21 protein-coding genes are annotated in these 23,468 nt (G+C 61.9%); 14 read left to right on the forward strand and 7 right to left on the reverse strand.

Annotation, left to right across the window (positions count from 1 at the left end; all coding sequences use genetic code 11):
- Nucleotides 1–94 precede the first annotated feature (94 nt).
- Nucleotides 95–559 carry a hypothetical protein gene (locus K6M89_RS00365; RefSeq protein ID WP_222138001.1) on the forward strand — a complete coding sequence of 155 codons (465 nt, stop codon included), beginning with the start codon at nucleotides 95–97 and terminating at the stop codon, nucleotides 557–559.
- Between the two features lie 26 nt (nucleotides 560–585).
- The gene (locus K6M89_RS00370) at nucleotides 586–867 is read left to right on the forward strand and encodes a hypothetical protein (protein WP_222138002.1); all 282 of its coding nucleotides are present in this window, start codon (nucleotides 586–588) and stop codon (nucleotides 865–867) included.
- A gap of 114 nt (nucleotides 868–981) precedes the next feature.
- Here the strand turns inward: K6M89_RS00370 and K6M89_RS00375 are convergent, their stop codons facing one another.
- Entirely contained in the window at nucleotides 982–1,236 is a 255-nt protein-coding gene (locus K6M89_RS00375) for a hypothetical protein (protein WP_222138003.1), read from the reverse strand.
- Between K6M89_RS00375 and K6M89_RS00380 the strand changes: the two genes are divergently transcribed.
- The 7 genes from K6M89_RS00380 to K6M89_RS00410 all read left to right on the forward strand — a co-directional run bounded on the left by K6M89_RS00380 (nucleotide 1,235) and on the right by K6M89_RS00410 (nucleotide 7,723).
- Nucleotides 1,235–2,152, forward strand: coding sequence for a metal ABC transporter substrate-binding protein (locus K6M89_RS00380; protein ID WP_222138004.1), 918 nt, complete (start codon nucleotides 1,235–1,237; stop codon nucleotides 2,150–2,152). The two genes, K6M89_RS00375 and K6M89_RS00380, sit on opposite strands and share 2 nt — an antisense overlap.
- Complete coding sequence (locus tag K6M89_RS00385; protein ID WP_222138005.1) at nucleotides 2,149–3,048, forward strand: manganese/iron ABC transporter ATP-binding protein; 900 nt, start codon at nucleotides 2,149–2,151, stop codon at nucleotides 3,046–3,048. The genes K6M89_RS00380 and K6M89_RS00385 overlap by 4 nt, the downstream gene beginning before the upstream one ends.
- On the forward strand, nucleotides 3,048–3,905 hold the full coding sequence (gene sitC / locus K6M89_RS00390; RefSeq protein ID WP_141507425.1) for an iron/manganese ABC transporter permease subunit SitC: 858 nt from the start codon (nucleotides 3,048–3,050) through the stop codon (nucleotides 3,903–3,905). The genes K6M89_RS00385 and sitC overlap by 1 nt, the downstream gene beginning before the upstream one ends.
- Nucleotides 3,902–4,747 carry a metal ABC transporter permease gene (locus tag K6M89_RS00395; RefSeq protein WP_222138006.1) on the forward strand — a complete coding sequence of 282 codons (846 nt, stop codon included), beginning with the start codon at nucleotides 3,902–3,904 and terminating at the stop codon, nucleotides 4,745–4,747. Before sitC ends, K6M89_RS00395 begins: the two co-directional genes overlap by 4 nt.
- Before the next feature lie 155 nt (nucleotides 4,748–4,902).
- A complete protein-coding gene (locus tag K6M89_RS00400) occupies nucleotides 4,903–5,928 on the forward strand; it encodes an ABC transporter substrate-binding protein (protein ID WP_222138007.1) in 1,026 nt (341 codons plus the stop codon).
- The gene (locus K6M89_RS00405) at nucleotides 5,925–6,965 is read left to right on the forward strand and encodes a FecCD family ABC transporter permease (protein WP_097580959.1); all 1,041 of its coding nucleotides are present in this window, start codon (nucleotides 5,925–5,927) and stop codon (nucleotides 6,963–6,965) included. Before K6M89_RS00400 ends, K6M89_RS00405 begins: the two co-directional genes overlap by 4 nt.
- On the forward strand, nucleotides 6,962–7,723 hold the full coding sequence (locus K6M89_RS00410; protein ID WP_222138008.1) for an ABC transporter ATP-binding protein: 762 nt from the start codon (nucleotides 6,962–6,964) through the stop codon (nucleotides 7,721–7,723). Before K6M89_RS00405 ends, K6M89_RS00410 begins: the two co-directional genes overlap by 4 nt.
- A gap of 18 nt (nucleotides 7,724–7,741) precedes the next feature.
- On the opposite strand, the gene K6M89_RS00415 is transcribed toward K6M89_RS00410, so the two are convergent.
- Nucleotides 7,742–8,209, reverse strand: coding sequence for an Lrp/AsnC family transcriptional regulator (locus K6M89_RS00415; RefSeq protein WP_097581061.1), 468 nt, complete (start codon nucleotides 8,207–8,209; stop codon nucleotides 7,742–7,744).
- Between the two features lie 155 nt (nucleotides 8,210–8,364).
- Between K6M89_RS00415 and K6M89_RS00420 the strand changes: the two genes are divergently transcribed.
- Nucleotides 8,365–9,540, forward strand: a complete 1,176-nt coding sequence (locus K6M89_RS00420; RefSeq protein WP_222138009.1) for an amino acid aminotransferase — start codon at nucleotides 8,365–8,367, stop codon at nucleotides 9,538–9,540.
- Nucleotides 9,537–11,165: a thiamine pyrophosphate-dependent enzyme gene (locus K6M89_RS00425; protein ID WP_222138010.1), complete on the forward strand. Its 1,629-nt coding sequence runs from the start codon at nucleotides 9,537–9,539 to the stop codon at nucleotides 11,163–11,165. Before K6M89_RS00420 ends, K6M89_RS00425 begins: the two co-directional genes overlap by 4 nt.
- 7 nt (nucleotides 11,166–11,172) lie before the next feature.
- Here K6M89_RS00425 and glgB read toward each other — a convergent pair whose 3' ends face one another.
- From glgB to K6M89_RS00445, 4 genes are all read right to left on the reverse strand, one after another.
- Nucleotides 11,173–13,383 carry a 1,4-alpha-glucan branching protein GlgB gene (gene glgB, locus K6M89_RS00430; RefSeq protein WP_222138011.1) on the reverse strand — a complete coding sequence of 737 codons (2,211 nt, stop codon included), beginning with the start codon at nucleotides 13,381–13,383 and terminating at the stop codon, nucleotides 11,173–11,175.
- Nucleotides 13,380–16,661 (reverse strand): maltose alpha-D-glucosyltransferase, encoded by a 3,282-nt coding sequence (gene treS / locus K6M89_RS00435; protein ID WP_097580964.1) that lies wholly within the window; start codon nucleotides 16,659–16,661, stop codon nucleotides 13,380–13,382. Before treS ends, glgB begins: the two co-directional genes overlap by 4 nt.
- Nucleotides 16,662–19,889, reverse strand: a complete 3,228-nt coding sequence (locus K6M89_RS00440) for an alpha-1,4-glucan--maltose-1-phosphate maltosyltransferase (protein WP_222138012.1) — start codon at nucleotides 19,887–19,889, stop codon at nucleotides 16,662–16,664.
- A 117-nt stretch (nucleotides 19,890–20,006) separates the two neighbouring features.
- Nucleotides 20,007–20,243 carry a hypothetical protein gene (locus tag K6M89_RS00445; protein WP_222138013.1) on the reverse strand — a complete coding sequence of 79 codons (237 nt, stop codon included), beginning with the start codon at nucleotides 20,241–20,243 and terminating at the stop codon, nucleotides 20,007–20,009.
- A 64-nt stretch (nucleotides 20,244–20,307) separates the two neighbouring features.
- Between K6M89_RS00445 and K6M89_RS00450 the strand changes: the two genes are divergently transcribed.
- The 3 genes from K6M89_RS00450 (at nucleotide 20,308) to K6M89_RS00460 (ending at nucleotide 22,412) form a co-directional block, all read left to right on the forward strand.
- Nucleotides 20,308–20,670, forward strand: a complete 363-nt coding sequence (locus K6M89_RS00450; RefSeq protein WP_222138014.1) for a hypothetical protein — start codon at nucleotides 20,308–20,310, stop codon at nucleotides 20,668–20,670.
- 63 nt (nucleotides 20,671–20,733) lie between these two features.
- On the forward strand, nucleotides 20,734–21,615 hold the full coding sequence (locus K6M89_RS00455; protein WP_222138015.1) for an MBL fold metallo-hydrolase: 882 nt from the start codon (nucleotides 20,734–20,736) through the stop codon (nucleotides 21,613–21,615).
- Nucleotides 21,616–21,638: 23 nt separating this feature from the next.
- Nucleotides 21,639–22,412: a phosphotransferase enzyme family protein gene (locus K6M89_RS00460; RefSeq protein ID WP_222138016.1), complete on the forward strand. Its 774-nt coding sequence runs from the start codon at nucleotides 21,639–21,641 to the stop codon at nucleotides 22,410–22,412.
- Here K6M89_RS00460 and K6M89_RS00465 read toward each other — a convergent pair whose 3' ends face one another.
- Nucleotides 22,413–23,456 carry a magnesium and cobalt transport protein CorA gene (locus K6M89_RS00465; RefSeq protein WP_222138353.1) on the reverse strand — a complete coding sequence of 348 codons (1,044 nt, stop codon included), beginning with the start codon at nucleotides 23,454–23,456 and terminating at the stop codon, nucleotides 22,413–22,415. It lies immediately after the preceding gene.
- Nucleotides 23,457–23,468 lie beyond the last annotated feature (12 nt).

The following is a 23,468-nucleotide window of genomic DNA, read 5'->3' on the forward strand; positions in this document are numbered from 1 at the left end:
GCTGCATAAACCCAAAGCCCTATACGAAGCCGGCTTTGCCGTTTTTCGCGCAGGCTGGAACCGTTCTCCGCCGGCCGTCGTTTCCGTCCTGACAATGGAGAGCGACATGTCGAACGTCTCGAAGACCGGCAAGGAAGAGATCAACAACGCGACCAGCCCGACCACCTTTGGAAAATCGGTCGAAAGCCAGGCGCAGATCCAGGATGCGGCGGCGGAAGCCTCGCCCGATGCCGGCGATGAAATGCTCAACATCTACCGGCTGGAACCGATCGCCGCCCCCGACGATCCGAGATGGGACAATGCCCCCGGCCATGGCATCGTTGTCGTCGCCGCCAGAACGCCTGGTGATGCCAGGATCGTCGCCGCGGCGCGCGAACTCGATTTCATGGAAGTGGATGCGGCGCCCGCCGAGGATGTGACGACGGCCAATGCAAGTGCCTTCCGCGATGACAAGCTCTATACTGTCATCGAGATCGACCGGAACAGGCGCGATATCAAACGCGGCATTGTCGAGGGTACGGTCTCGGTCGACACGATCCGGTCGGTTGAACCGGATTAGAGCCCGCCTCTTTCATTGGAGTTCTCATGAATACCGCCAATCTGCAGCTCAAGGGCCTGATCATGGCGATGGCGTCCATATGCGACGCAATCGTCGAGAAAGAACTGCTCACCCGCCAGGAACTCAATGCCGCGCTGTCGAAAGCCATGAGGGCTATCGAGGAAGACGACGATCATGAGCTGTCGGACGCCAACCGCGCTGCGATCCTGTTTCCTATCCGTGTCTTGCAGCTTGCGGAGCAGGCCGCCGGAAAAGGCGAGCAGCGGACTTTTTCGGACTATGCCAAGCTCGTAGGAAAGCTGAGCTGAGCGTGTTCGAGGGATTTACCCTTGAGCCTGTCGATGTCGAGCCCGGGCCGGCTGCGGATCCACCACGGGGCCGGGCTTGACCGTGGCAGCCTGACGGCGTTCCGAGGAAAACCCTCAGCACTTTCCCACGCGATCCAGGCGTTTCTTGAAACCTGTTGATATGTCCAGCGCCGCATGCGGGTTGATTTCGTCTGCGATCAGCGACCTCTTCGAAAATCCTTGTTGCAATTCAGTCGCAATTGCAGAATAGATAGATACGAGGCTCATCAGCAATAATTGCAAATGCGTCGCATTTACATCGGTGAACTTGTTATCGGCCGTCGCTGTGCGTGCCGAACGGTTGATGAGGCAAGAGAAGGGAATATTCATGCTTAGTTGCCTAAGACGCAGAGTCATAACCGGGATGGTGGCCGTTGCCGCACTCGGCCTGGTGGCCGGCGGTGCCGCCGCGCAGGAGAAATTCAAAGCGGTGACCACCTTCACCGTCATTGCCGACATGGCAAAGAACGTTGCCGGCGATGCCGCGATCGTGGAATCGATCACCAAGCCCGGAGCCGAGATCCACGGCTATCAGCCGACGCCGGGTGATATCCAGCGGGCGCAGGGCGCCCAGATCCTCTTGTCGAACGGCCTCAATCTCGAGCTGTGGTTTCAGAAATTTTTCCGGAACCTGAAAGATGTTCCCGACGTCGTGGTCTCCACAGGCGTCGAGCCAATGGGCATCAGCGAAGGCCCCTATAGCGGCAAACCGAATCCGCATGCCTGGATGTCGCCGAAGAACGCGATCATTTATGTCGACAACATCCGCGATGCCTTCGTCAAATACGATCCTGAGAATGCCGAGGTCTACAAGGCCAATGCGGAGGCCTACAAGAAGGAGATCGAGGCGACCGTTGCGCCGATCCGCCAGAAGCTGGGTACCATCCCCGAGGATAAGCGCTGGCTTGTATCGAGCGAAGCGGCCTTCTCTTATCTCGCTCGCGACTTCGGCTTGAAGGAACTCTATCTATGGCCGATCAATGCCGATCAGCAGGGCACGCCGCAACAGGTCCGCAAAGTCGTCGATGCCGTCAGGGCCAACAAGATCCCTGCCGTGTTCAGCGAGAGCACGGTATCGGACAAGCCGGCCCGGCAGGTCGCCCGTGAAACCGGCGCCCATTATGGCGGCGTTCTCTATGTCGACTCCTTAAGCGAAGCCGACGGCCCCACGCCGACCTATATCGACCTGCTGCGCGTCACCTCCGACACCGTCGTCAAGGGCCTTGCCGAAGGCCTGTCGCAATGAACGCGATCGCTTCCCCTGTTTTCCCCGCATCTTCGGATGCGGGTGCCGGCATCGCCGTGACGGACGCCACGGTCACCTATCGCAACGGCCACACGGCGCTGCGCGACGCCAGCTTCCAGACCCCCACCGGCACCATCACCGCGCTTGTCGGCGTCAACGGTTCCGGCAAGTCGACCCTGTTCAAGGCGATCATGGGTTTCGTGCGCCTCGCCAGGGGCGAGATTTCGGTGCTCGGCATGCCGGTCGAACAAGCGCTGCGGAAAAATCTCGTCGCCTATGTGCCGCAATCGGAAGAGGTCGACTGGAATTTTCCGGTGCTGGTCGAGGACGTCGTCATGATGGGGCGCTACGGCCACATGGGGATGATGCGCATACCGAAAGCGGTCGACCACGACGCTGTGTCCAAGGCGCTCGCCCGCGTCAACATGAGCGAATTCCGCAAGCGCCAGATCGGCGAGCTTTCCGGCGGTCAGAAGAAACGCGTTTTCCTCGCTCGCGCGCTGGCGCAGGACGGTCGCGTCATCCTGCTCGACGAACCCTTCACCGGTGTCGATGTCAAGACCGAAGAGGCCATCGTCAAATTGCTCCACTCGCTACGCGACGAAGGCCGGGTGATGCTGGTCTCGACGCACAATCTCGGCAGCGTGCCGGAATTCTGCGACCGCACGGTGCTGATCAAAGGTACGGTATTGGCCCACGGACCGACAGACGAGACCTTTACGCAAGAAAACCTCGAGAAAACCTTCGGCGGCGTGCTTCGCCATCTCGTGTTGAATGGCTCCGGGGGCAAGCCATATCCCGTCGGCATCCTCACTGACGACGAGCGGCCGCTGGTCCTGCGGGAGGGCAAACTGCTCGCGCCTGCCCCGGCGGACGGAAGCGGAGAGCAAGGCTGATGGCCGCCATTCTCGAACCTTTCACCTATGACTACATGCTGAACGCCATGTGGGTCTCGGCTCTTGTCGGCGGTGTCTGCGCCTTCCTTTCCTGTTATCTGATGCTCAAGGGCTGGTCGCTGATCGGCGACGCACTCTCGCATGCCATCGTGCCGGGTGTCGCCGGCGCCTACATGCTCGGACTTCCCTTCTCGATCGGCGCATTCTTCTCCGGCGGCCTTGCCGCCGCGGCGATGCTCTTCCTCAACCAGCGCACCAAACTGAAGGAAGACGCCATCATCGGCCTGATCTTCTCCTCCTTCTTCGGGCTTGGCCTGTTCATGGTATCGCTGAGACCGACTGCAGTGAACATCCAGACGATCGTGCTCGGCAACATCCTCGCAATCACGCCCGAGGACACGCTCCAGCTTGCCATCATCGGCTTCGTTTCGCTCGCCATCCTGCTGGTGAAATGGAAGGACCTGATGGTCGTCTTCTTCGACGAGACCCACGCCCGTTCAATCGGGCTCAATCCAACGCGGCTCAAGATCATGTTTTTCACGCTGCTGTCGGCCTCGACGGTGGCGGCCCTCCAGACCGTCGGCGCCTTTCTCGTCATCTGTATGGTGGTGACGCCGGGCGCGACGGCTTACCTGCTGACGGATCGTTTCCCGCGACTGCTCGTCATCGCCGTAGCGATCGGGGCGGCGACCAGCTTCGTCGGCGCCTATGTGAGCTATTTCCTCGACGGCGCGACCGGTGGCATCATCGTCGTTTTCCAGACGTTGATCTTCCTTGCCGCCTTCTTCCTGGCGCCCAAGCACGGAATGCTGGCGAGCCGGCGCAGGGCTGCTCAAGCGCTGGAGACATCTCCATGAACGGTCTCGCCGCCTTGCTGGTGCCGTTCCAGTTCGATTTTATGATCAACGCCCTGATCATCTCGGTGCTGATCGCCATCCCGACTGCGCTGCTCTCCTGCTTTCTCGTGCTCAAGGGCTGGGCATTGATGGGCGACGCCATGAGCCATGCCGTATTCCCGGGCGTAGTGATTGCCTATATCGCCGGCTTTCCTTTCGCAATCGGCGCCTTTGCGGCCGGAATGGTCTGCGCGCTTGCCACCGGTTTCCTCAAGGATAACAGCCGCATCAAGCAGGACACGGTGATGGGCATCGTATTTTCGGGCATGTTCGGGTTCGGCCTGGTTCTTTATGTGAAGATCCAGTCCGAGGTGCATCTCGATCACATCCTCTTCGGCGACATGCTCGGCATCGGCTTTCCCGACATCGTGGAAACGGGAGCCGTTGCGCTACTGACGGCCACCATCGTCGCCATCAAGTGGCGTGACCTGCTGCTGCACGCGTTCGACCCGGCGCAGGCGAGAGCGGTCGGGCTGAGGGTGAACCTGCTTCACTACGGCCTGCTCTGCCTGATTTCATTGACGATCGTGGCAGCGCTTCGGTCGGTCGGCATCATTCTCGCCATCTCGCTGCTGATTGCACCAGGCTCCATCGCCTATCTGCTGACGCGCCGCTTCAGTACGATGCTCGCTTTTTCGGTCGCAATCGCGGTGATCACGGCTTTTGCAGGCGTCTATCTCTCCTTCTTTATCGACAGCGCGCCGGCCCCGACCATCGTACTTCTGTTCGCGATCGCCTTTATTGGAGCCTTCCTCCATGCCACGCGCAAGGCCGCACGGATCGAAACCCAAGAGGCAAGCTGAGGATGAACGACCGCCTGCCTCCGGAACGGAGCCTGCGCCCGCCGCATGTCCGGTGCTGTCGATTTTTGCGATAAGTTGATTTAATCGGTCTTGTTTTCCGGCTGCTCCTGTGGCTATACCCCGGCCGCATATACTCACGCACCGGGGATTTCTTCGTGACCAACCTCAAATCGCTCCTGGCCGCCTGCGGCCTCTCCGCCCTGATCGGCCTTGCGGCAACGCCGTCTCTGGCGGGTTCGACCACCTATCCGCTGACGCTGGAAAACTGCGGCGCAGAGGTGACGTTCAAGAAGGCACCCGAGCGGGCGATCGGCCTTGGCCAGAACAGCGCGGAAATCCTGCTGCTGCTCGGCCTTCAGGACAAAATGGTCGGCACTGCCTTCTGGCCGAGCAAGGTGCTGCCGCAGCTCGCCGAAGCCAATGCCAAGGTCAAGCTCCTGACCGTCGAGATGCCGACCTTTGAATCGATGCTTGCCGAAAATCCCGATTTCGTCGCGGCGGCGCTGCCGAGCCTGGTCGGACCAAGCAGCAAGGTCGCCAAGCGCGAGGATTTCGACAAGGTCGGCGTTGCCACCTATCTCTCGCCCAGCACCTGCCTCAGCACCAAGGATGTCAAGGACCAGTACGGCAGCCGCGCCGAGCTCTGGAACATGGATCTTCTCTACAAGGAGATCGACGAGCTCTCGCAGATCTTCGACGTCGCCGATCGCGGCCAGGCGCTGATCGCCGATTTCAAGGCCCGTGAAGCCAAGCTGCGCGGAAGCGTTGCCAAGGACAGCCAGAAACTGTCCTACGTCTTCTGGTTCTCCAGCCCCAGCCCGTCGGCCGATGCCTATGTCGGCGGCAAGAACGGCGCCTCCGGCTTCATCGCCGACCTGCTCGGTGGACGCAATGCAATCACTGCGGATGCGGAATGGCCGACCATCGGCTGGGAAGGCATCATCGCCTCCAATCCCGATGTCATCGTCGTCGCCAGCCTCGACCGCAACCGCTGGGAACTCGACAAGCCCGAGGCCAAGATCAAGTTCCTGAACACCGATCCGGCCGTCAGCCAGACCCCTGCGGTCAAGAACAAGGCGCTGGTCGTCATGGACGGCCAGGCGATGAACCCGACCATCCGCACGATCTACGGCGCCGAACAGGTGGCCGAGCAGCTGAAGGCCCTCGGTCTGCTGAAGTGACCGAGGCGGGACGTCTCTTCCGGCAGCTGGGAGCGGTCACCGCACTGCTTCTGGCTTCCCTTTGCCTCATCGCTGTCGCCATCGGCGTCAGCGTCGGAATCGGCGATCTGCCGATTCCGCTTGCGACCACATTCTCCGCCGTCACCAACCGGCTCGGCTGGACCGCGGTCGAGCTCAATCGCATTCACGAGACTGTCATCTGGGACTATCGCCTGAGCCGGGCGCTCGTGGCCGCCTTCTGCGGCGCCGGGCTGGCGCTGTCGGGCGCCATCATGCAGTCGCTGCTGCGCAACCCGCTTGCCGAACCCTACGTGCTCGGCATCTCCGCCGGAGCCTCCACCGGCGCCGTCGCGATCGTCATCCTGGGGCTCGGTGCCGGCGCGGTGTCGCTATCGGCCGGCGCCTTTGCCGGCGCCTTTGCAGCCTTCTTCTTCGTGGCGCTGCTTTCGAACGGCACACGCGGCGGCGCGGACCGCACCATCCTTGCCGGTGTCGCCGCATCGCAACTCTTCAACGCATCGACCTCCTACATCGTCACCACTTCGGCCAATGCGCAGCAGGCCCGCGACGTCATGTTCTGGCTGCTCGGCAGTTTCGGGGGCGTGCGCTGGCCGGAATTCGCGCTGGTCTCGATCGTCGTCGGCATCGGTCTCGTCGCCTGTCTGCTCTACGCCCGCGTGCTCGACGCCTTCGCTTTCGGCGACGAGGCGGCCTCCTCGCTCGGCGTCAATGTCGGTCGCGCGCGAATGGCTCTCTTCGCGCTGACCGCAATGATGACGGCGACGATCGTCAGCATGGTCGGCTCGATCGGCTTCGTCGGGCTTGTCGTGCCGCATGTCGCCCGCTTCATCGTCGGGCCGCTTCATATCCGCCTGCTGCCGGCCTGCGCCATTGCAGGGGCGATCTTCATGGTGTTCGCCGATATCGCCGCCCGCGCCCTCATTCCCGGCCAGATCTTGCCGATCGGCGTCGTCACCGCCTTGGTCGGTGTTCCCTTCTTCTCGATCATCCTCTACCGGTTTCAGCGCGCGTCATGAGCATCAAGGCCGACAACCTCACCTGGAAAATTGGCAGAAAGACCATCCTGGACGGCGTTTCCATGGAGGCTCAGCCCGGCCGGATGCTCGGCCTGCTCGGGCCGAACGGCTCCGGCAAGACCTCGCTGCTGCGGCTTCTCGCCGGCCTGAAGCGGCCGCATTCCGGCCGTGTCACGCTCGACCGCAAAGATATCGGCAAGATCAGCCGCCGCTCGATCGCCCGGCGCATCGCCTTCGTCGAGCAGCATGCCACGACCAATGCCAATCTGAAGGTCGTCGATGTCGTCAAGCTTGGCCGCTTCCCGCACCGCTCCATGTTTTCCGGCTGGACCAGGTCCGACGAAGAGGCGGTCGAAGCGGCACTCGCCCGCGCCGGCATGGCGGAGAAACGCGACGACCGCTGGCAGAGCCTGTCTGGCGGCGAAAAGCAGCGCACCCATATTGCCAGGGCGCTCGCCCAGTCGCCGCAGGAGCTGATCCTCGACGAACCGACAAACCATCTCGATATCCAGCACCAGATCGGCCTGATGCGGCTCGTCTGCGGCCTGCCGATCACCAGCATCGTCGCCCTGCACGATCTCAACCATGCCGCCATGTTCTGCGATGAGCTGATCATCATGCAGCAGGGCAGGATCGTCGCCTTCGGCGCGCCTGAGGATGTGCTGAGCGAAAAGCTCCTGCGCGAGGTCTTTTCCGTCGAGGCCCGCATCGAAGCCTCGCCTCATCATTCACGTCCGCACATCCACTATCTCAGATGAGAGCGGCTGACGCCGCCCTCACGTCACGATCTGCAACGGCAAAGCGGTGGTCTTCTTGATCGTTTTCAGGACGATGCTCGACTTGACCGAGGCCAGATTGTCGGTGACCCGGATCATTCTTTCGAGAAACTGGCTGAGATGGTCGAGGTCGCGCGTCATGACCTTCATCAGAAAATCGGCGTCGCCCGTCTGCGAATAGCATTCCAGGATTTCCGGTGCGGTTTCGATGAAGCGATGGAGCCGCTCGTTTCCCCCCTCCGTATGGGCTCTGAGGCTGACAAGCGTATGAGCGACAACGCTGAAGCCCAGCTTTGCAGGATTGAGGATGGCCACGACACTCTGAATGTACTGCTCGTTGCGCAGCCTTTCCAAACGGCGTGCACATTGAGTGGCGGAAAGATTGACCTTCAGAGACAGCTCGCTCTGCGTCACTTCGCTGTCTTGCTGGAGGGCGGCAAGCAATTTGATATCGAACTGGTCAAGCACGGCCACAGATCCGAAATGAGGTGAATTTCTGCGCATTGTAGCGGAAAAGCGCCGATTGTCTGCATGGACGCGCTGAAATGGGAAGATAATCGCAGAAATTCGCCGGAGAAGTTCAGTTAATCTCCGACCCGGAGTTACGGAAACGAGGTGAACTTGTGTTTGACCAATTGAATAACCGGCCAGCCGACAGCCTGCTTGCACTCATCAAGGCCTTTCAGGCCGACGATCGCACCGGAAAGATCGACCTCGGCGTCGGCGTCTATCGCGACGCCATGGGGCGTACGCCGGTGATGCGCGCCGTGAAGGCGGCGGAGCAGTTCCTTCTCGAAACCCAGGACAGCAAGAAATATCTCGGCCCGGAAGGCGATCTGCAATTCGTGCAGCTGCTGAAGCCGATTGTTTTCGGAAAATCGCCGAAAGTCGACCGCTGCCTCGTCGGCATTCAGACGCCGGGCGGTAGCGGCGCGCTGCGTCTCGGCGCCGAGCTCATCCAGACGGCAAATCCATCGGCAAAGGTTCTACTCGGGACGCCGAGCTGGCCAAATCATGCGCCGATCTTCAGTTCGGCGCGTTTGGCCGTAACGGACTATGCCTTCGTCGACCTGACGCTACAGCAAGTCAAATTCGACAGCGTCGTCGACGCCCTGTCTTCCGCTGCGGAAGGCGATGTCGTCCTCCTTCACGGGTGCTGCCACAATCCGACCGGGATCGATTTCACCATCGAGCAGTGGCGACAGATTACCGAGCTTCTGGTTGCGCGCAGGCTGGTGCCGTTCATCGATCTTGCTTATCAGGGGCTTGGCGACGGTCTAGAACAGGACGCCGCACCGACTCGCATGATCCTCGACGCGGTCGACGAGGCGCTGATCGCCTATTCCTGCGACAAGAATTTCGGCCTCTACCGCGAGCGTGTCGGCGCGCTCTATGTCATGACCCGCAACAACGATGACATCGGCAAAGCCGAGAGCAACATGGCCGCACTTGCCCGCGTGAACTGGTCGATGCCGCCCGATCATGGGGCCGCCGTCGTCAGGACCATTCTCGAAAGTCCCGAGATGTCGGCGATGTGGCGTGCCGAGCTCGACGAGATGTGCGAACGCGTCAACGGCAACCGCGCCGCACTTGCCGCCGCCGCTCCCGATCTTGCCTTCATCAGCCGGCAGCGCGGCCTGTTCTCCAATCTTTCCATGTCCAGGGAAACGGCCGCTGCCCTCCGTGCCAGACACGGCGTCTACATGGCCGATTCCGGCCGTATGAACCTTGCGGGCATGCAGCCAACCGATGCCGGCGCCATCGTCACTGCACTTCGCGCCGAAGGCTGCCTGAAATGAGCGGGAAAGAAACCACCGGCCAGGCGATCGCCCGTTCGCTCGTCGCCCATGGGATCGACACGGTGTTCGGCATCCCGGGCGCCCACATGTATGATTTCAACGATGCCCTCTACGGCGCCCGTGACAAGATTCGGTTCATTCACACAAGGCACGAACAGGGCGCCGGATACATGGCCTACGGCTATGCCAAATCCACCGGCCGGATCGGCGCCTATACCGTTGTCCCCGGCCCCGGCCTTCTCAATTCCGGCGCCGCCCTCTGCACCGCTTACGGCGCCAACGCCCCGGTGCTCTGCATCACCGGCAACATCATGTCCCACCTGATCGGCCAAGGCAGAGGACAGTTGCACGAACTGCCCGACCAACTCGCGACGATGCGCGGAATTACCAAGACGGCGGAGCGTATCAATCACCAGTCCGAGACCGGCTCTGTGATGGCCGAGGTCGTCGGCAAGATGCTTTCCGGCCGCCGGGGCCCGGGCGCGATCGAAGCGCCATGGGACGTGTTTGGCCAATCCGGCCCCGAAGTCGATCTTCCCATGGGCGCGAGCGCGCCTCATCCGGCCGTCAACCCCGATCGGGTCGCTGCCGCAGCGGCACTGCTATCAGGCGCCAGGAATCCGATGATCATGGTCGGCGGCGGTGCGGCAGATGCCGGGGCCGAGATCGCCGCTCTTGCGGAACTGCTGCAGTCGCCCGTCACCTCGCATCGCTCCGGCAAGGGCATCGTCGCCGACGACCACCCGAACTATCTGAATTTCGCCGCCGCCTACGAATATTGGAAGAAGGTCGACGTTCTGATCGGGATCGGCAGCCGGCTCGAATTGCAGTTCATGCGATGGAAGTGGCTTCCCAAGGGTCTCAAGATCATCCGCATCGATATCGATCCGACCGAAATGGTTCGTCTCAAGCCCGATGTCGGCATCGTCGCCGATGCCGCGCCCGGAACGCAGGCGCTGATCAATGCGCTGGCAGGTCCCCGCCGCGAGGATCGCACCAGCGAGTTCGCCGAACTCAACAACCAGGCCAGATCCCGTTTCTCAGGCGTGCAGCCGCAGCTTGCCTATCTCGATGCCATTCGCGAGGCTCTTCCAAGAGACGGCTTCTTCGTCGAGGAGGTCAGCCAGATGGGCTTTACCGCCCGCTTTGCCTTCCCGGTCTACGGCCCACGTCAGTACGTGACATGCGGTTATCAGGATAATCTGGGTTTTGGCTTCAACACGGCCCTGGGCGTGAAGGTCGCCAATCCCGATAAAGCCGTGGTTTCGGTTTCCGGCGATGGCGGTTTCATGTTCGGCGTTCAGGAGCTTGCCACCGCCGTCCAGCACAAGATCGCCGTCGTCGCCGTCGTCTTCAACAATTCGGCCTATGGCAATGTCCTGCGCGACCAGAAGCAAGCGTACGAAGGCCGCTATCTTGGTTCGGACCTCACCAATCCTGATTTTGTCGCCCTCGGCGAAAGCTTCGGCATCCGGTCATTCAAGGTAACGAGGCCCGGAGAATTGAAAAACAGGATCGAGGAAGCCCTTTCTCTCGACCAACCTGTTCTCATCGAGGTTCCGATCGAAAAAGGATCCGAGGCGAGCCCCTGGCCTTTCATTCATCCGGCGCCGCACGCCGAATAAATCCCTGTCACGGCGACGGCCCCTCAAGAAAAACCGTCGCCAGCGGCGGCAGCGTCAGCGACAAGGAGAACGGCCTGCCGTGGGCCGGCACGGATTCACTCGACAGCGCGCCGTTGACGAGGCCGGAGCCGCCATATTCCTGCGCATCCGTCGTAATCCGCTCGATCCACACGCCATCGTCAGGCACACCGATCCTGTAGCCGTAACGCGGCACCGGCGTGAAATTCGATAGGACAAGGACCGCTGAAGAGCGGTCCTTGCCATAACGGAGCATGCCGAGAACGGAATTGACAGCGTCATCGGCAGCCGCCCATTCGAAGCCCTCGGGATGAAAATCGCCGTGCTGCAATGCCGGCTTGTCGCGGTAAAACGCGTTCAGATCCTTCACCAGGCGCTGGATGCCGACATGGGCCGGCCGGTCCAGCACATCCCAGCTGACCGAAGCGTCGTGGTTCCATTCGCCCGGCTGGGCGACTTCACTTCCCATGAACAACAGTTTCTTGCCGGGATGGCCCCACATGAAGGCGAGATAACTGCGCAGATTGGCGAATTTCTGCCAGTCGTCGCCCGGCATCTTCGTCAGCAGCGAGCCCTTCCCGTAGACCACCTCGTCATGGGAAATCGGTAGCATGAAGCGCTCGGAATAGGCATAGATCATGCCGAAGGTCATCGTGCCGTGGTGATAGCTCCGGTAGACGGGATCCTTCTCGATATAACTCAGGCTGTCGTGCATCCAGCCCATGTTCCATTTGATATCGAAGCCCAACCCGCCCTCTTCCGGCGGTTTGGTCACACCTGGCCAAGCCGTCGATTCCTCGGCGATGGTCATGGCGTGCGGGCAACGTTCGTGAACGATGCTGTTCAGGTGCTTGAAGAACTCCACCGCCTCCAGGTTTTCACGACCGCCATACCGGTTGGGGATCCATTCGCCCTCGTTGCGGCTATAGTCGCGATAGAGCATCGAGGCGACGGCGTCGACGCGCAACCCGTCGACATGGTAGCGCTCGAGCCATTCGAGCGCGCTGGCGATTAGGAAGCCTTTCACCTCGTTGCGGCCGAGATTGTAGATCATCGTATTCCAGTCGCGATGAAAACCTTCGCGCGGGTCCTCGTGCTCGTAGAGCGCGCTGCCGTCGAAGCGGGCAAGGCCCCAGACGTCGGTGGGAAAGTGAGCCGGCACCCAATCGAGGATGACACCGATACCGGCGCCATGACATCGGTCGACGAAATAGGCGAAATCTTCCGGCGTTCCGTATCGGCCGGTCGGGGCAAACAGCCCGAGCGGCTGGTATCCCCATGAGCCGCCGAAGGGATGCTCCATGATCGGCAGCAATTCGATATGGGTAAATCCCATGTCGCGGACATAGGGAACAAGCCGCTGGCTGAGCTCGGCCCAATCGAGATAGCTGTTGCCGTTCTGCCGGTCGCGAAGCCAGGAGCCGGCATGCACCTCGTATACGGAGATCGCGTCTTCGAGTCTCGCCTGCCGGTCGCGGCTTTTCATCCAACCGTCATCGGTCCATCGAAACGGCGTCGACGATGCAATGATGGAGGCGGTGGACGGGGCCGCCTCGCTTGCCCGCGCGACGGGATCGGCCTTTTGCGGCAGGCAGGTTCCCTGCGCGTCGATGATCTCGAACTTGTATCTTTCACCGGGGGCGAGACGTGGGACGAACAGCTCCCATACGCCCGCCGATTGCCTCAACCGCATCGGATTGCGGCGTCCGTCCCAAGCGTTGAAGTCGCCGACGACCGAGACACGCCGCGCATTCGGCGCCCAGACGGCGAAACGAACGCCCGGTATATCGTCAATCGACATCGCCACGGCGCCGAGCGTCCGGCTCAGGCTGTAATGGGTCCCCTCGGATATCAGGTGAAGGTCGAGTTCCCCGAGTAGAAGACCGAAGCTGTAGGGGTCCTCCGTGACCTGCTCCCCATCCGGCCATTGGATCCGCAACCGGTATCCCATTCTCGAACCCGTCGTCGCTGCGAACAGGCCGGAGGGGTGAGCGATGCTGAAAGGCGTTACCACCCTGCCGCTCGCCGCCTCGATGAGATCGATCGCTTCGGCGCCTGGCAGATAGACGCGCACGATGGTCATCCCGCCACTCTCGTGCGGTCCGAGGATCGAGAATGGATCGCCATGGCGCCCCTCGATCAAGGCCCAGAGCGCATCGTGTCCGATGCCTGCGAGAAGTTCCGAACGTTCGATATTCATGCATTGACCCCCGCTAAGCGCGATGCGATTTCGGTAAGGCCGGCGAGCGGGATCGGCAGCCACTTCGGCCTGTTGCGGGCCTCATAGGCGATCTCGTAGGCGGCCTTTTCGAGAAGAAAAGCATCAAGAAGCCTCCGTCGTTGATCGGGCGGCATGGCGAGCGCCTTCGACGCCGACACCGCCTGCCAATAGGCATCGATAAAGGCCGCCTCGGCGTTGCGTCCGAAACGGGCGATGGCGTCGCGGCGGACCTCATTTTCATGTTCGGTGACAGCGTCATTATCGAGTTGGGCGGTGGCGACGAGATAGCTCAGCGACCTGAGAAGGCCGGCGACGTCGCGCAAGGGAACCGTCTTGGCGCGGCGCTCGGCCAGATTTTTCGCCGGCTCGCCCTCGAAGTCGATGATGACAGCATCGCCCTCGCTGACCAGGATCTGGCCGAGATGGAAGTCGCCATGGGTGCGCGTCATCAGCGCGTGGCGGGCGTTCTCCGCCAGCGTCGCGGCGAGCTCGACCAATTCGGAGCGGCGCTCGAGAAGCGGGGCCGCGAGCAGGTCGATCGCCGGATCCGCTCCCACCGCGCGTTCGGAGAGCTTCGACAGCGCATAGGAGACCTCGCCGGCAACTGCCTTTTTGATCGCCTCGACTTCACTATCGCCGGCGACGACCGGGCTGAAGGCCTCATCCGCATTTTCTCCGGCAAGCACGACATGCAACTCGCCCAGTCTCAGGCCGACCATCGCGACGAAGCTGATCAGCGGACGGAAGACGTCGTCGCCCGGCTGGACGGCCGGGTCGTTCAGTACAAGCTCGTCGGCGGCACGGCGAAGATTGTTCAGCATCCAATTCCAGGCGTCGCCCTGGTTGCGGATCGCGCCCTGGACGATGATCAACGTCGAGCGGCGCCCACCGGAATCGGTATGCGCGACCTCGCCGAGCAGCGGCGCCGTGTGGTCGTAGCCGGCACGGGTGAGAAAGCGGGTCATCTCGACTTCCGGATGGATGCCGGGAAAGATGTGTCTGATCAGCTTGATCATCGCGACGTCGCCGACGATCAGCGAGCTGTTCGATTGTTCGGCCGAGAGCCAATGGACCGGCAGATCGTCGGTTATGGCGAGGCGGTCGAGCCGTTCCGTGCCGAAAAATTCCAGCGTGCCGGTGCGCCCGGTGGTGCGCGAACGGTCGGCAAGCCCGCGCAGGATGCCGCGCGCCATCGGCTCGACGGCAAATCCATCCGTCAGGAAGCCGACGCGCCTGCCCTGGCGCACGCGCGCAAGCGCCAGCTGCTGGGTCAGCGCCGACGGCTGTGCATCATCCCAGGCGACCGTCAGCGGCAGCTGATAGGATTCGCTGTGGTTCGGCAGCACGACTTCCAGCTCGCCGAGCACGACGCCGTCGGCAAAGGGGATCGGCGTCGCCGAGATCAGCCTCGCCGCCTGCAGCGGCTGGTCCTTCGCCCCGAACCAGCGCCGCCTGGAGAGATAGGCGGGCAGGATTTCATTGCTGAGGACGCGCGCATGCCCGGGCTCGTCGACGAGGTCGAGCAACCCGCGGCGAATGACCATCGTCACGAAATCGGGAAGCTGTTCGGGTGGCGCCGTGCGCCAGGCCGGCGGATCGGCATCGGCCTCCAGCTGGAACCAGAAGAAGCCATAGGGCGGCAGCGTCAGGAGATAGGTCAATTGGCCGATCGGCGGAAATGGCGACATGCCGGTCAGTTCGATCGGCACGCGGCCTTCAAAGCTCGACAGGTCGAGCTCGACCGCCTGCGGCAGCCGCGAGAGGTTTGCGACGCACATCAGCGTCTCGCCTTGATATTCCCTGAGATAGGCGAGGATCTTGCGGTTCTCCGGCGAAAGGAAGCGCAGCGAGCCGCGCCCGAAGGCCGGATGGCGGCCGCGCAGTGCCAGCATCTTGCGCGTCCAGTTGAGCAGCGAATGCGCGTCGGTGCTCTGCGCCTCGACGTTGACGGCCTCGAAGCCATAGAGCGGATCGGCGATCAGCGGCAGCACGAGGCGCGCCGGGTCCGTCCGGGAAAAACCGCCATTGCGGTCCGGCGACCATTGCATCGGCGTCCGCACTCCGTCCCGGTCGCCGAGATAGATATTGTCGCCCATGCCGATCTCGTCGCCGTAATAGATGACGGGCGTTCCCGGCATCGAGAGAAGAAGCGCGTTCATCAGCTCGATGCGGCGGCGGTCGCGCTCCATCAGCGGCGCCAGGCGCCGTCGGATACCGAGATTGATGCGGGCACGCTTGTCGGAGGCATAGGTCTCCCAGAGATAGTCGCGCTCGGCATCGGTCACCATTTCGAGCGTCAGCTCGTCGTGATTGCGCAGGAAGATCGCCCACTGGCAATTCTCCGGAATCTCCGGCGTCTGGCGCAGAATATCGGTGATCGGGAACCGATCCTCCTTGGCGATCGCCATGTACATGCGCGGCATCAGCGGGAAGTGGAAGGCCATGTGGCATTCATCGCCGTCGCCGAAATACTCGCGCGTATCCTCCGGCCACTGGTTGGCTTCGGCCAGCAGCATCACGCCGGGATGAGTGGCATCGAGGGCGGCGCGGATGCGCTTGAGGATCCCATGGGTTTCCGGCAGGTTTTCGTTGATCGTCGCCTCGCGCTCGACGAGATAGGGGATCGCGTCAAGACGAAAACCGTCGATGCCGGTCTCCAGCCAGAAGCGCATTACCTTCAGCAGTTCCTCCATGACAAGCGGGCTGTCGAAGTTGAGGTCCGGCTGGTGGGAATAGAAGCGGTGCCAGTAATAGGCGCCGGCCACCGCATCCCATGTCCAGTTGGATTTTTCCGTGTCGAGGAAGATGATGCGCGTTTCCGGGAATTTCTGATCGCTATCCGACCAGACATAGAAATCGCGCTCGGGTGAACCCGCCGGCGCCTGGCGCGCGCGCTGGAACCAGGGATGCTGGTCGGAGGTGTGGTTGATGACGAGTTCGATGATGACGCGGATATTGCGCTGGTGGGCGGCGTCGACGAAGGCCCTGAAATCCTCCAGCGTCCCATAGTCGGAGCTGACATTGCCGTAGTCGGCGATGTCATAGCCGTCGTCGCGGCGCGGCGAGGGAAAGAAAGGCAGGAGCCAGATGGCATTGACGCCGAGCGCCGCGATATGGTCGAGCTTGGCGTGCAGACCGGCAAAATCGCCGACGCCATCGCCATTGGCGTCGTAGAACGACTTGATGTGCAGCTGGTAGATGATCGCATCCTTGTACCAGAGCAGCGGCTCGGTGTTACCGGTATTCATCGTGTCCATTCATGCCTCCGCTGCGCGAACGCGCCAGATCGCAAAGGGCAGAATCTGAGGATTGAGACTGATAGTCTGCCGTTTGCCGTTCCACCTGAAACGATGCCCACCAACCAGATCCTCGGCGTCGAGCGCGCCGCCGTCCCCGAGCGACCACTTCCAGAGCGGCAGCTCGACGTCGCTCTGCTGGAAATTATGGGGATCGAGGTTGATCGCGATCAGCAAAACATTGTCGCGCGCACGGCTCGCCTTCTCGAAGAACAGGATGTTGTCATTCCAGGCAGGGAGCAGCGTCAGCCCGAGGTGCGAATGCAGCGCGATGTTTTCGTTCCGGATGCGGTTGAGCATCCTGATTTCGGCAATGATGTTGCCCGGCCGGTCGTAGTCCCAGGCTCGGATTTCGTATTTCTCGCTGTCGGCATATTCCTTGCGCTTGGCGTCGGGGCGCCCCTCGCACAGTTCGAAACCGTTATAGACACCCCACAATCCCGACAGGGTGGCGGCGAGTGCGGCACGGATCAGGAAGGCCGGGCGCGGCGCGTTCTGCAGAAAATCCGGGTTGATGTCATGGGTGTTGACGAAGAAGTGCGGGCGGAAGAATTCCTTCGGCGCCGTCTCGGTCAGCTCGCGCATATATTGCTCGAGCTCCCATTTGGCGTTGCGCCAGGTGAAGTAGGTGTAGGACTGGGAGAAGCCGATCTTCGCCAGCCGGTACATCACCTTCGGTTTGGTGAAGGCTTCCGACAGGAAGACGACATCGGGATGGCGCGCCCTGATATCGCCGATCAGCCATTCCCAGAACGGAAAGGGCTTGGTGTGCGGATTGTCGACGCGAAACAGCTTGACGCCCTGGTCGACCCAGAGCTGGACGATATCCCTCAGCTCCACCCATAGGGAAGGCAAGGCGTCCTTCGTGTAGAAATCGACATTGACGATATCTTCGTATTTCTTCGGCGGGTTCTCGGCATATTTGATCGTGCCGTCGGGGCGCCAGTCGAACCAGCCGGGATGCTCCGTCAGCCAGGGATGATCCGGCGAGGCCTGGATGGCGAGGTCCAGTGCAATCTCCAGCCCATGCCGGCCCGCCTCCTCGACCAGCCGGCCGAAATCCTCGAAATCGCCGAGCTCGGGATGGATAGCGTCGTGCCCGCCATCTTCCGAGCCGATGGCATAGGGGCTGCCGGGATCGCCGGGTGCGGCCTTCAGGCTGTTGTTGCGCCCCTTGCGGTTGGTCGAGCCGATCGGGTGAATGGGCGGGAAGTAGAGCACGTCGAAGCCCATGCCGCGAATATCGGCCAGCCTCGGAATAACGTCGTCGAAGGTGCCGTGCCGGTTCGGATCGCCGCTCTGCGAACGCGGGAAGATCTGGTACCAGCTCGCGAAGGCCGCCTCCTTGCGTTCCGCATCGACGGCGCTTGCCGTCGAGCGAAGCCGGAATGGCCGCTTGTCAGCCTTGTTCATCAGCTCGGATGTCTCGGGATCGAGCAGGATCGCCGTGCGCTCGGGATCGGAAGCCTTTTCGAGACTGTCGATCAGAGCCTGCAAGCCGGCGCCGAGCGCTGCCGGCGCTTGCGCCTTCGCGGCGCGAACGAGGTTCAATCCCTCCTGGAGCTCCAGCTTCAGGTCCAGTCTCGCATCGTTCTTCTTGGTCAGCTCGTAACGGAAGATCGCGAACGGGTTCTTCCACGCCTCGACGGCGAATTCGTAACGCCCCATGCGCTCCAGCAGGAATTCGGCCCGCCAGCGGTCGTTCTCGACCAGTTGCATCGGCGTCTCGTTCCACTCCGCCATGGCGTCATGCGGCCGCCAGAGCAGGACGGCTGCGAGCGGGTCGTGACCATCGGCGAATATATCCGCCTCGACGGTGACGGTCTCGCCGACCACGCGTTTGACAGGAAAGCGCCCGTCATCAACCCGCGGCACGATGTTTTCGATGGCAAGCCGCGCCGACGCCGTCGCCTGCTCGACCTCGAGGGCGGGCCTGGATGTGATCGGCTCCGGCGCCTTGCCTTCAATCACCCGGGTCTCGCCTGCCCGCAGACGCAGGGCCGCGCCATCGGCGGCGACGGGTAGAAAACCGGAGGCGGCCTCGCGAAGCGCCGTCACCGGCGCAGGCGCGCTTCGCCTGAGGTCCCGGTTGAGCAGGATGAAGCGCACATCGGACGCGCTGCGAAGATCCTGCGCCTCGGATTGGACAAGCACCGAAACCGGCCCGCTGGCATTGCGGATCAGGCGAAGCGACGGAGCCCGCGTCTTGCCGGCCTTGCCGATCTCGCTGTTGGCAAGACGGATCTCGGATGAGATGTCGAAGGCGAGATCATGACGCAGCTTGCGCAAGCCAGAGCCATCGCCATGCGTCGGATCAAGCGGCGTCGCCGCACCATATTCGAAACCCATGGGAACCATGAGGCCGCCGCCGAGCGAAGCGGCAAGCCGCAGCGCTCTGATGGCGCGCCGCTCGAGGATTTCGCGGCTCTCGGTTCCATGCGCGATACGCTTGGCGAAAGGCGGCTCGGGAAAGGCGATCTGCCATCCGAGCGGCTCCTGGATACGATGCTCCTCGACGAACCATCTCTCGTCGAGATCCCACCAGGCCATCGATGAAAAACATCCCGCGAAACCCGCATCGGCGATGGCGCCTCTCACCGCAAAATCGGTGCCGGGCGTCCAGGCGAAGAATTGCACCTCGGCCTTCTCTCGCACGCCCGCAATCAGCGATTTGAAAAAGGCCGGTGCCGCCCGATCGATCCCGAGCACCCTATACCCTGAGAGGCCGGCGTCGGACAGACGCTGCAGCCGCTCGGTCCATTCCACCAGCAGCTGCGACTGCTGCTCCGCCCCCACCGTGGTCATCGGCTCCGGCGGGTCGAACGGCGAGCGCCGGGGGTCGACGGGGTGATAGCTCGCTTGTGGGTCCCGCGCTTTCCCATCGAGCATCAGGTCCATCATCAAGCCGACGCCGCTCCTGCCGGCGACCTCCGCCAGCCGCGACACTCCATCCGCAACCGCGCTTTCGAGCTGCAGTTCAGGATCGAGACGATCAAAGTCTTGAGAGGAAAAGACGCTGCATTCCCCGCCCCTGCTAAAAAGGGGCGCCGTGAGCACATGGTCGAAACCGATATCCGCCGCATGGTCGAAAACCTCGCGCCATGCATCGGCCCCTTGGAGGAGCAGCGGATTGACATAATAAATCCGGGGTGGGGTGCTGAGTGCACCCTGCTTCACAGAGAATAACATCGGCCGCCGCCTCGCGTTTGCTTTTCAGGCAAACTTCCTTTGGCGGAGGTTGTTCCACTCAACACGTCAATTCACGGCTGTAGGGGCGTCGCTGCCGGCATCGGATGCCAGCTCCGCTCAATCACATTGGTAGGTCACGCGCGCCCTGTCGAACCGGCGCGCGGTGATATCTTCCGCCTGCCGATCTTTGGATGCGCCCAGTGGAATTTCATCCTCTTCGCTCTCGGCCGTAGTCGGGAGAATGGCGGGTCGCGCCCGCGCGGCGAGACGGAATATGACGCCATCGGGCAGATCGGTTTCGTACAAGGAGAGAAAAAGGGCCTCACGATTTGCCGGTAGAGATATTGCCGCCATGCGCTAAAAGATTCCCTGATCTGTTTCCGAATTCAGAAATTAGCGAGCGGTTGAGAGCGCAGCAATGCTTCGATCCATACTCTTCACTGTCGCCCTGTCTGCTTGCGTAACATGCCTCGCCTCCTGGAGCATCGACACCGATCGCTCGACGCAAGCCAAGCACGGCCTATTCGAAATCCGCGAGGAGGCAAGGCGCTTCATCACGCAGGAGAACGCCAAAGGGCGCGAGCAGTGGGACGTGCTGGAACCCAATGCGAAGGTGCTGGTTCCGCGTTGCGCGGTGCCGCTTCTGGCTCAATGGACGCCGAAAAGCCTCGGCCGCTCGAAAGCCAGTGTGACGGTCATATGCTCAGCCGCCGTGCCGAACGGCGTGATGAGGCGGTGGGATGTGCATGTACCGGTGGTGCGGAAACCTGCCCGTGCGTAGAGGAAGCAGGCTAACATTTGAGATATTGATGAAATTCTCGCGATTATACAAAGGCCACCGGACGTGAACCCATCGATAGAATTTTGCTCCTATCCCGAACTCGACGAGCGGATCGTGATCGTCAGGGCGGGAGACGAAGTGGATGCCGTGTTTGTCAGGACCGAGAGGTTCAACGTGCTGATCGATACGCTCGGCACGCCCGAACTCTGCAGAACTGCCTTGGATCTGCTGGAGGAAAAAGCCGAGGCCCGTCCGCTGATCGTCGTCAATTCGCATATGGATTGGGATCATTTCTGGGGAAATGCCGCCATTGCAGGGCGTGCTCCGATTATTGCGCATGCCGCAGCCCTCGACCGCCTACGCGATCCCGCGACACAGCAGGTCCTGACGGACAAGGCCGGCGAGGAATCGCGGTTTCGCGATGTGGATATCATCGGCCCCGACATCACTTTCTCCGGCTCGATGGTTTTGAACGGCGGCGATCTGACGCTCGAACTCATTCACACGCCGGGGCACACGCCCGACCATCTCGCCGTCTGGATTCCCGAACTGCGCATCTGCCTCGCCGTCGATGCGGTGGAATATCCCATTCCCGAGGTCTGGAGCAGAAGTGCAGATGATCTTCGCCTGATCCGCTCCTCGCTTGAGCGTATCCGCGACCTTGATGCGAGGCTGGTCATCCCTGCGCACGGCAGGACGTTCTCTCCTTCGACGGCCGATGAGAACCTCGCCTATTTCGAGACCCTGGCCGATCGTGTCGGCAGTTTGAGCGAGAGCCGGCTCGCGGACGCTCAACTCAGCAGCGCGAGCGGGTTCAGGCTGGAAGACTTCGTTGCCATTCCGGACGACATGCCTTCAGATACTTTGGCGTTCTACCGGAACTGCCATGAGACAAATCTCGGCGCCACGGTTCAGGCTCACATTGAAAAGCTGAAATCCGCATAACTGTCACACAGGGAGGCCAGGACGTGAAATTGTTGGAGGGCGGGCGGACCGGGCAGATCTGGCGCGACGGCAATAGCGTGATCAGACCATCAGGCGCCTGGACGCCGACGGTGCATCGGTTTTTGCGCCATCTCAGGAATAGAGGCTTCCGGGCAGCGCCGGAGCCCATCGCGATATCAGCCGAAGGCGAGGAAGTCGTCAGCTACGTCGCCGGGCGCGTCTGCGAAGACCTCAGCGATCCCTTTGTCGGATCGGAGCGCATGCTGATATCGGCAGCGAGGCTTCTGCGCGAGTTTCATTCGGCCTCCGAAGGTTTTCTGGAATCGGATGGTGAGATCAAGGCATGGATGCTGCCGCCGCAGGAGCCGCGGGAGATCGTCTGCCATGCAGACTTTGCGCCCTATAACGTCGCCACCGTAGATCACGAGGCTGTCGGGATCATCGACTTCGACACCGCTCATCCCGCGCCACGCCTGTGGGATCTAGCCTATGCGGTCTATCGCTGGGCGCCCCTCTCCGATCCTGCCAATCGGGCTGTCGTATTTGATCTCGACGAGCAGCTGCGGCGGGCGGAAATCTTCTGCACCGCCTATGGAGCGACGGTCGAAGAACGGTGCCGGCTTCCGGAAATGATCTGCAGGCGGCTTCAAGCCCTCGTCGACTTCATGCTGGCAAGTGCCGCAGCCGGAGACGCGACCTTTGCCGAGGATGTCTCGGCGGGAGACGCACGCCTCTATCTGAACGACATCGGCTATGTCGGCATGCACCGGGATCGGCTCTGGAAAGCGCTGTTTTAACTAAAGCCACTTCCTCCGCCGGAAGAAGGTGAACAGGCTGAGGCAAAGGACACCGATGACGCCAAGCACGACGAAATAGCCGTATTGGAACTTCAGTTCCGGCATATCGTCGAAATTCATCCCGTAAATGCCGGCGATCGCCGTGGGGACGGCGAGGATCGCCGCCCAGGCGGCGAGTTTGCGGGCAATCGCAGTCTGCTCCGTCTGGCCGATCATCACGCTCGCCTCGAAGGCGAAGGCCAGCACCTCGCGCAGCGCGTCGATATCTTCCTGCACCCGGCGCACATGATCGGTCACATCGCGAAACAGCGACTGCAGCGTCGGATCCATGCCGGGGAGGTCGATGTGCTCGTATCGCCGGCAGACATCCACCAGCGGCACCACGGCGTTGCGCAGCCGCAAGAGCTTGCGCCGCAAAAGGTAAAGCCGTTCGATGTCGGATTTTGCCAACTGTTCGCGCAGCACCAGATCCTCGAGCTTCTCGACCTCCTCCTGCACGACCTCGATGACGGGCATGTAGTTGTCGACGATGAAATCGAGGATGGAATAAAGGATGTAGTTCTCGCCATGGGCAAGCGCGGTAGGCGTCGCCTCGCATCGCTGCCTGACCGCCAGGTAGGAAGAGGACTCTCCATGGCGAACGGAGACGACATAGCCCCGACCGACGAACAGATGCGTTTCGCCGAAGATGATCTCGCCATCCTTCATATGGGCGGTGCGGGCGACGATGAACATCGCATCCCCGTAAATCTCCAGCTTCGGGCGCTGATGGGGCTGCGCCGCATCCTCGATCGCCAGCGGATGGAGATTGAACTCGGCTTGCACCTGGTGCAGCAGCACTTCATCCGGCTCATGCAGGCCGATCCAGACGATGGCATTCTCGCGGCTGCGCCATTCGCCGGCTTCCCCTATCCTGATGTCGCGAATGCGCTGCCCCTGCTGGTATACGGCGGCAGCCACCACGCCCCGCCGCTCTTGCCGCGGCGATGCAGAGCCGCTGCCGGCCTGCGGGGAAACACTGTCCGGATCCTTCAACCGTTCCAAATTGTGCCGTCC

The organism is Rhizobium croatiense, assembly GCF_019793465.1.
Taxonomy (GTDB): domain Bacteria; phylum Pseudomonadota; class Alphaproteobacteria; order Rhizobiales; family Rhizobiaceae; genus Rhizobium; species Rhizobium croatiense.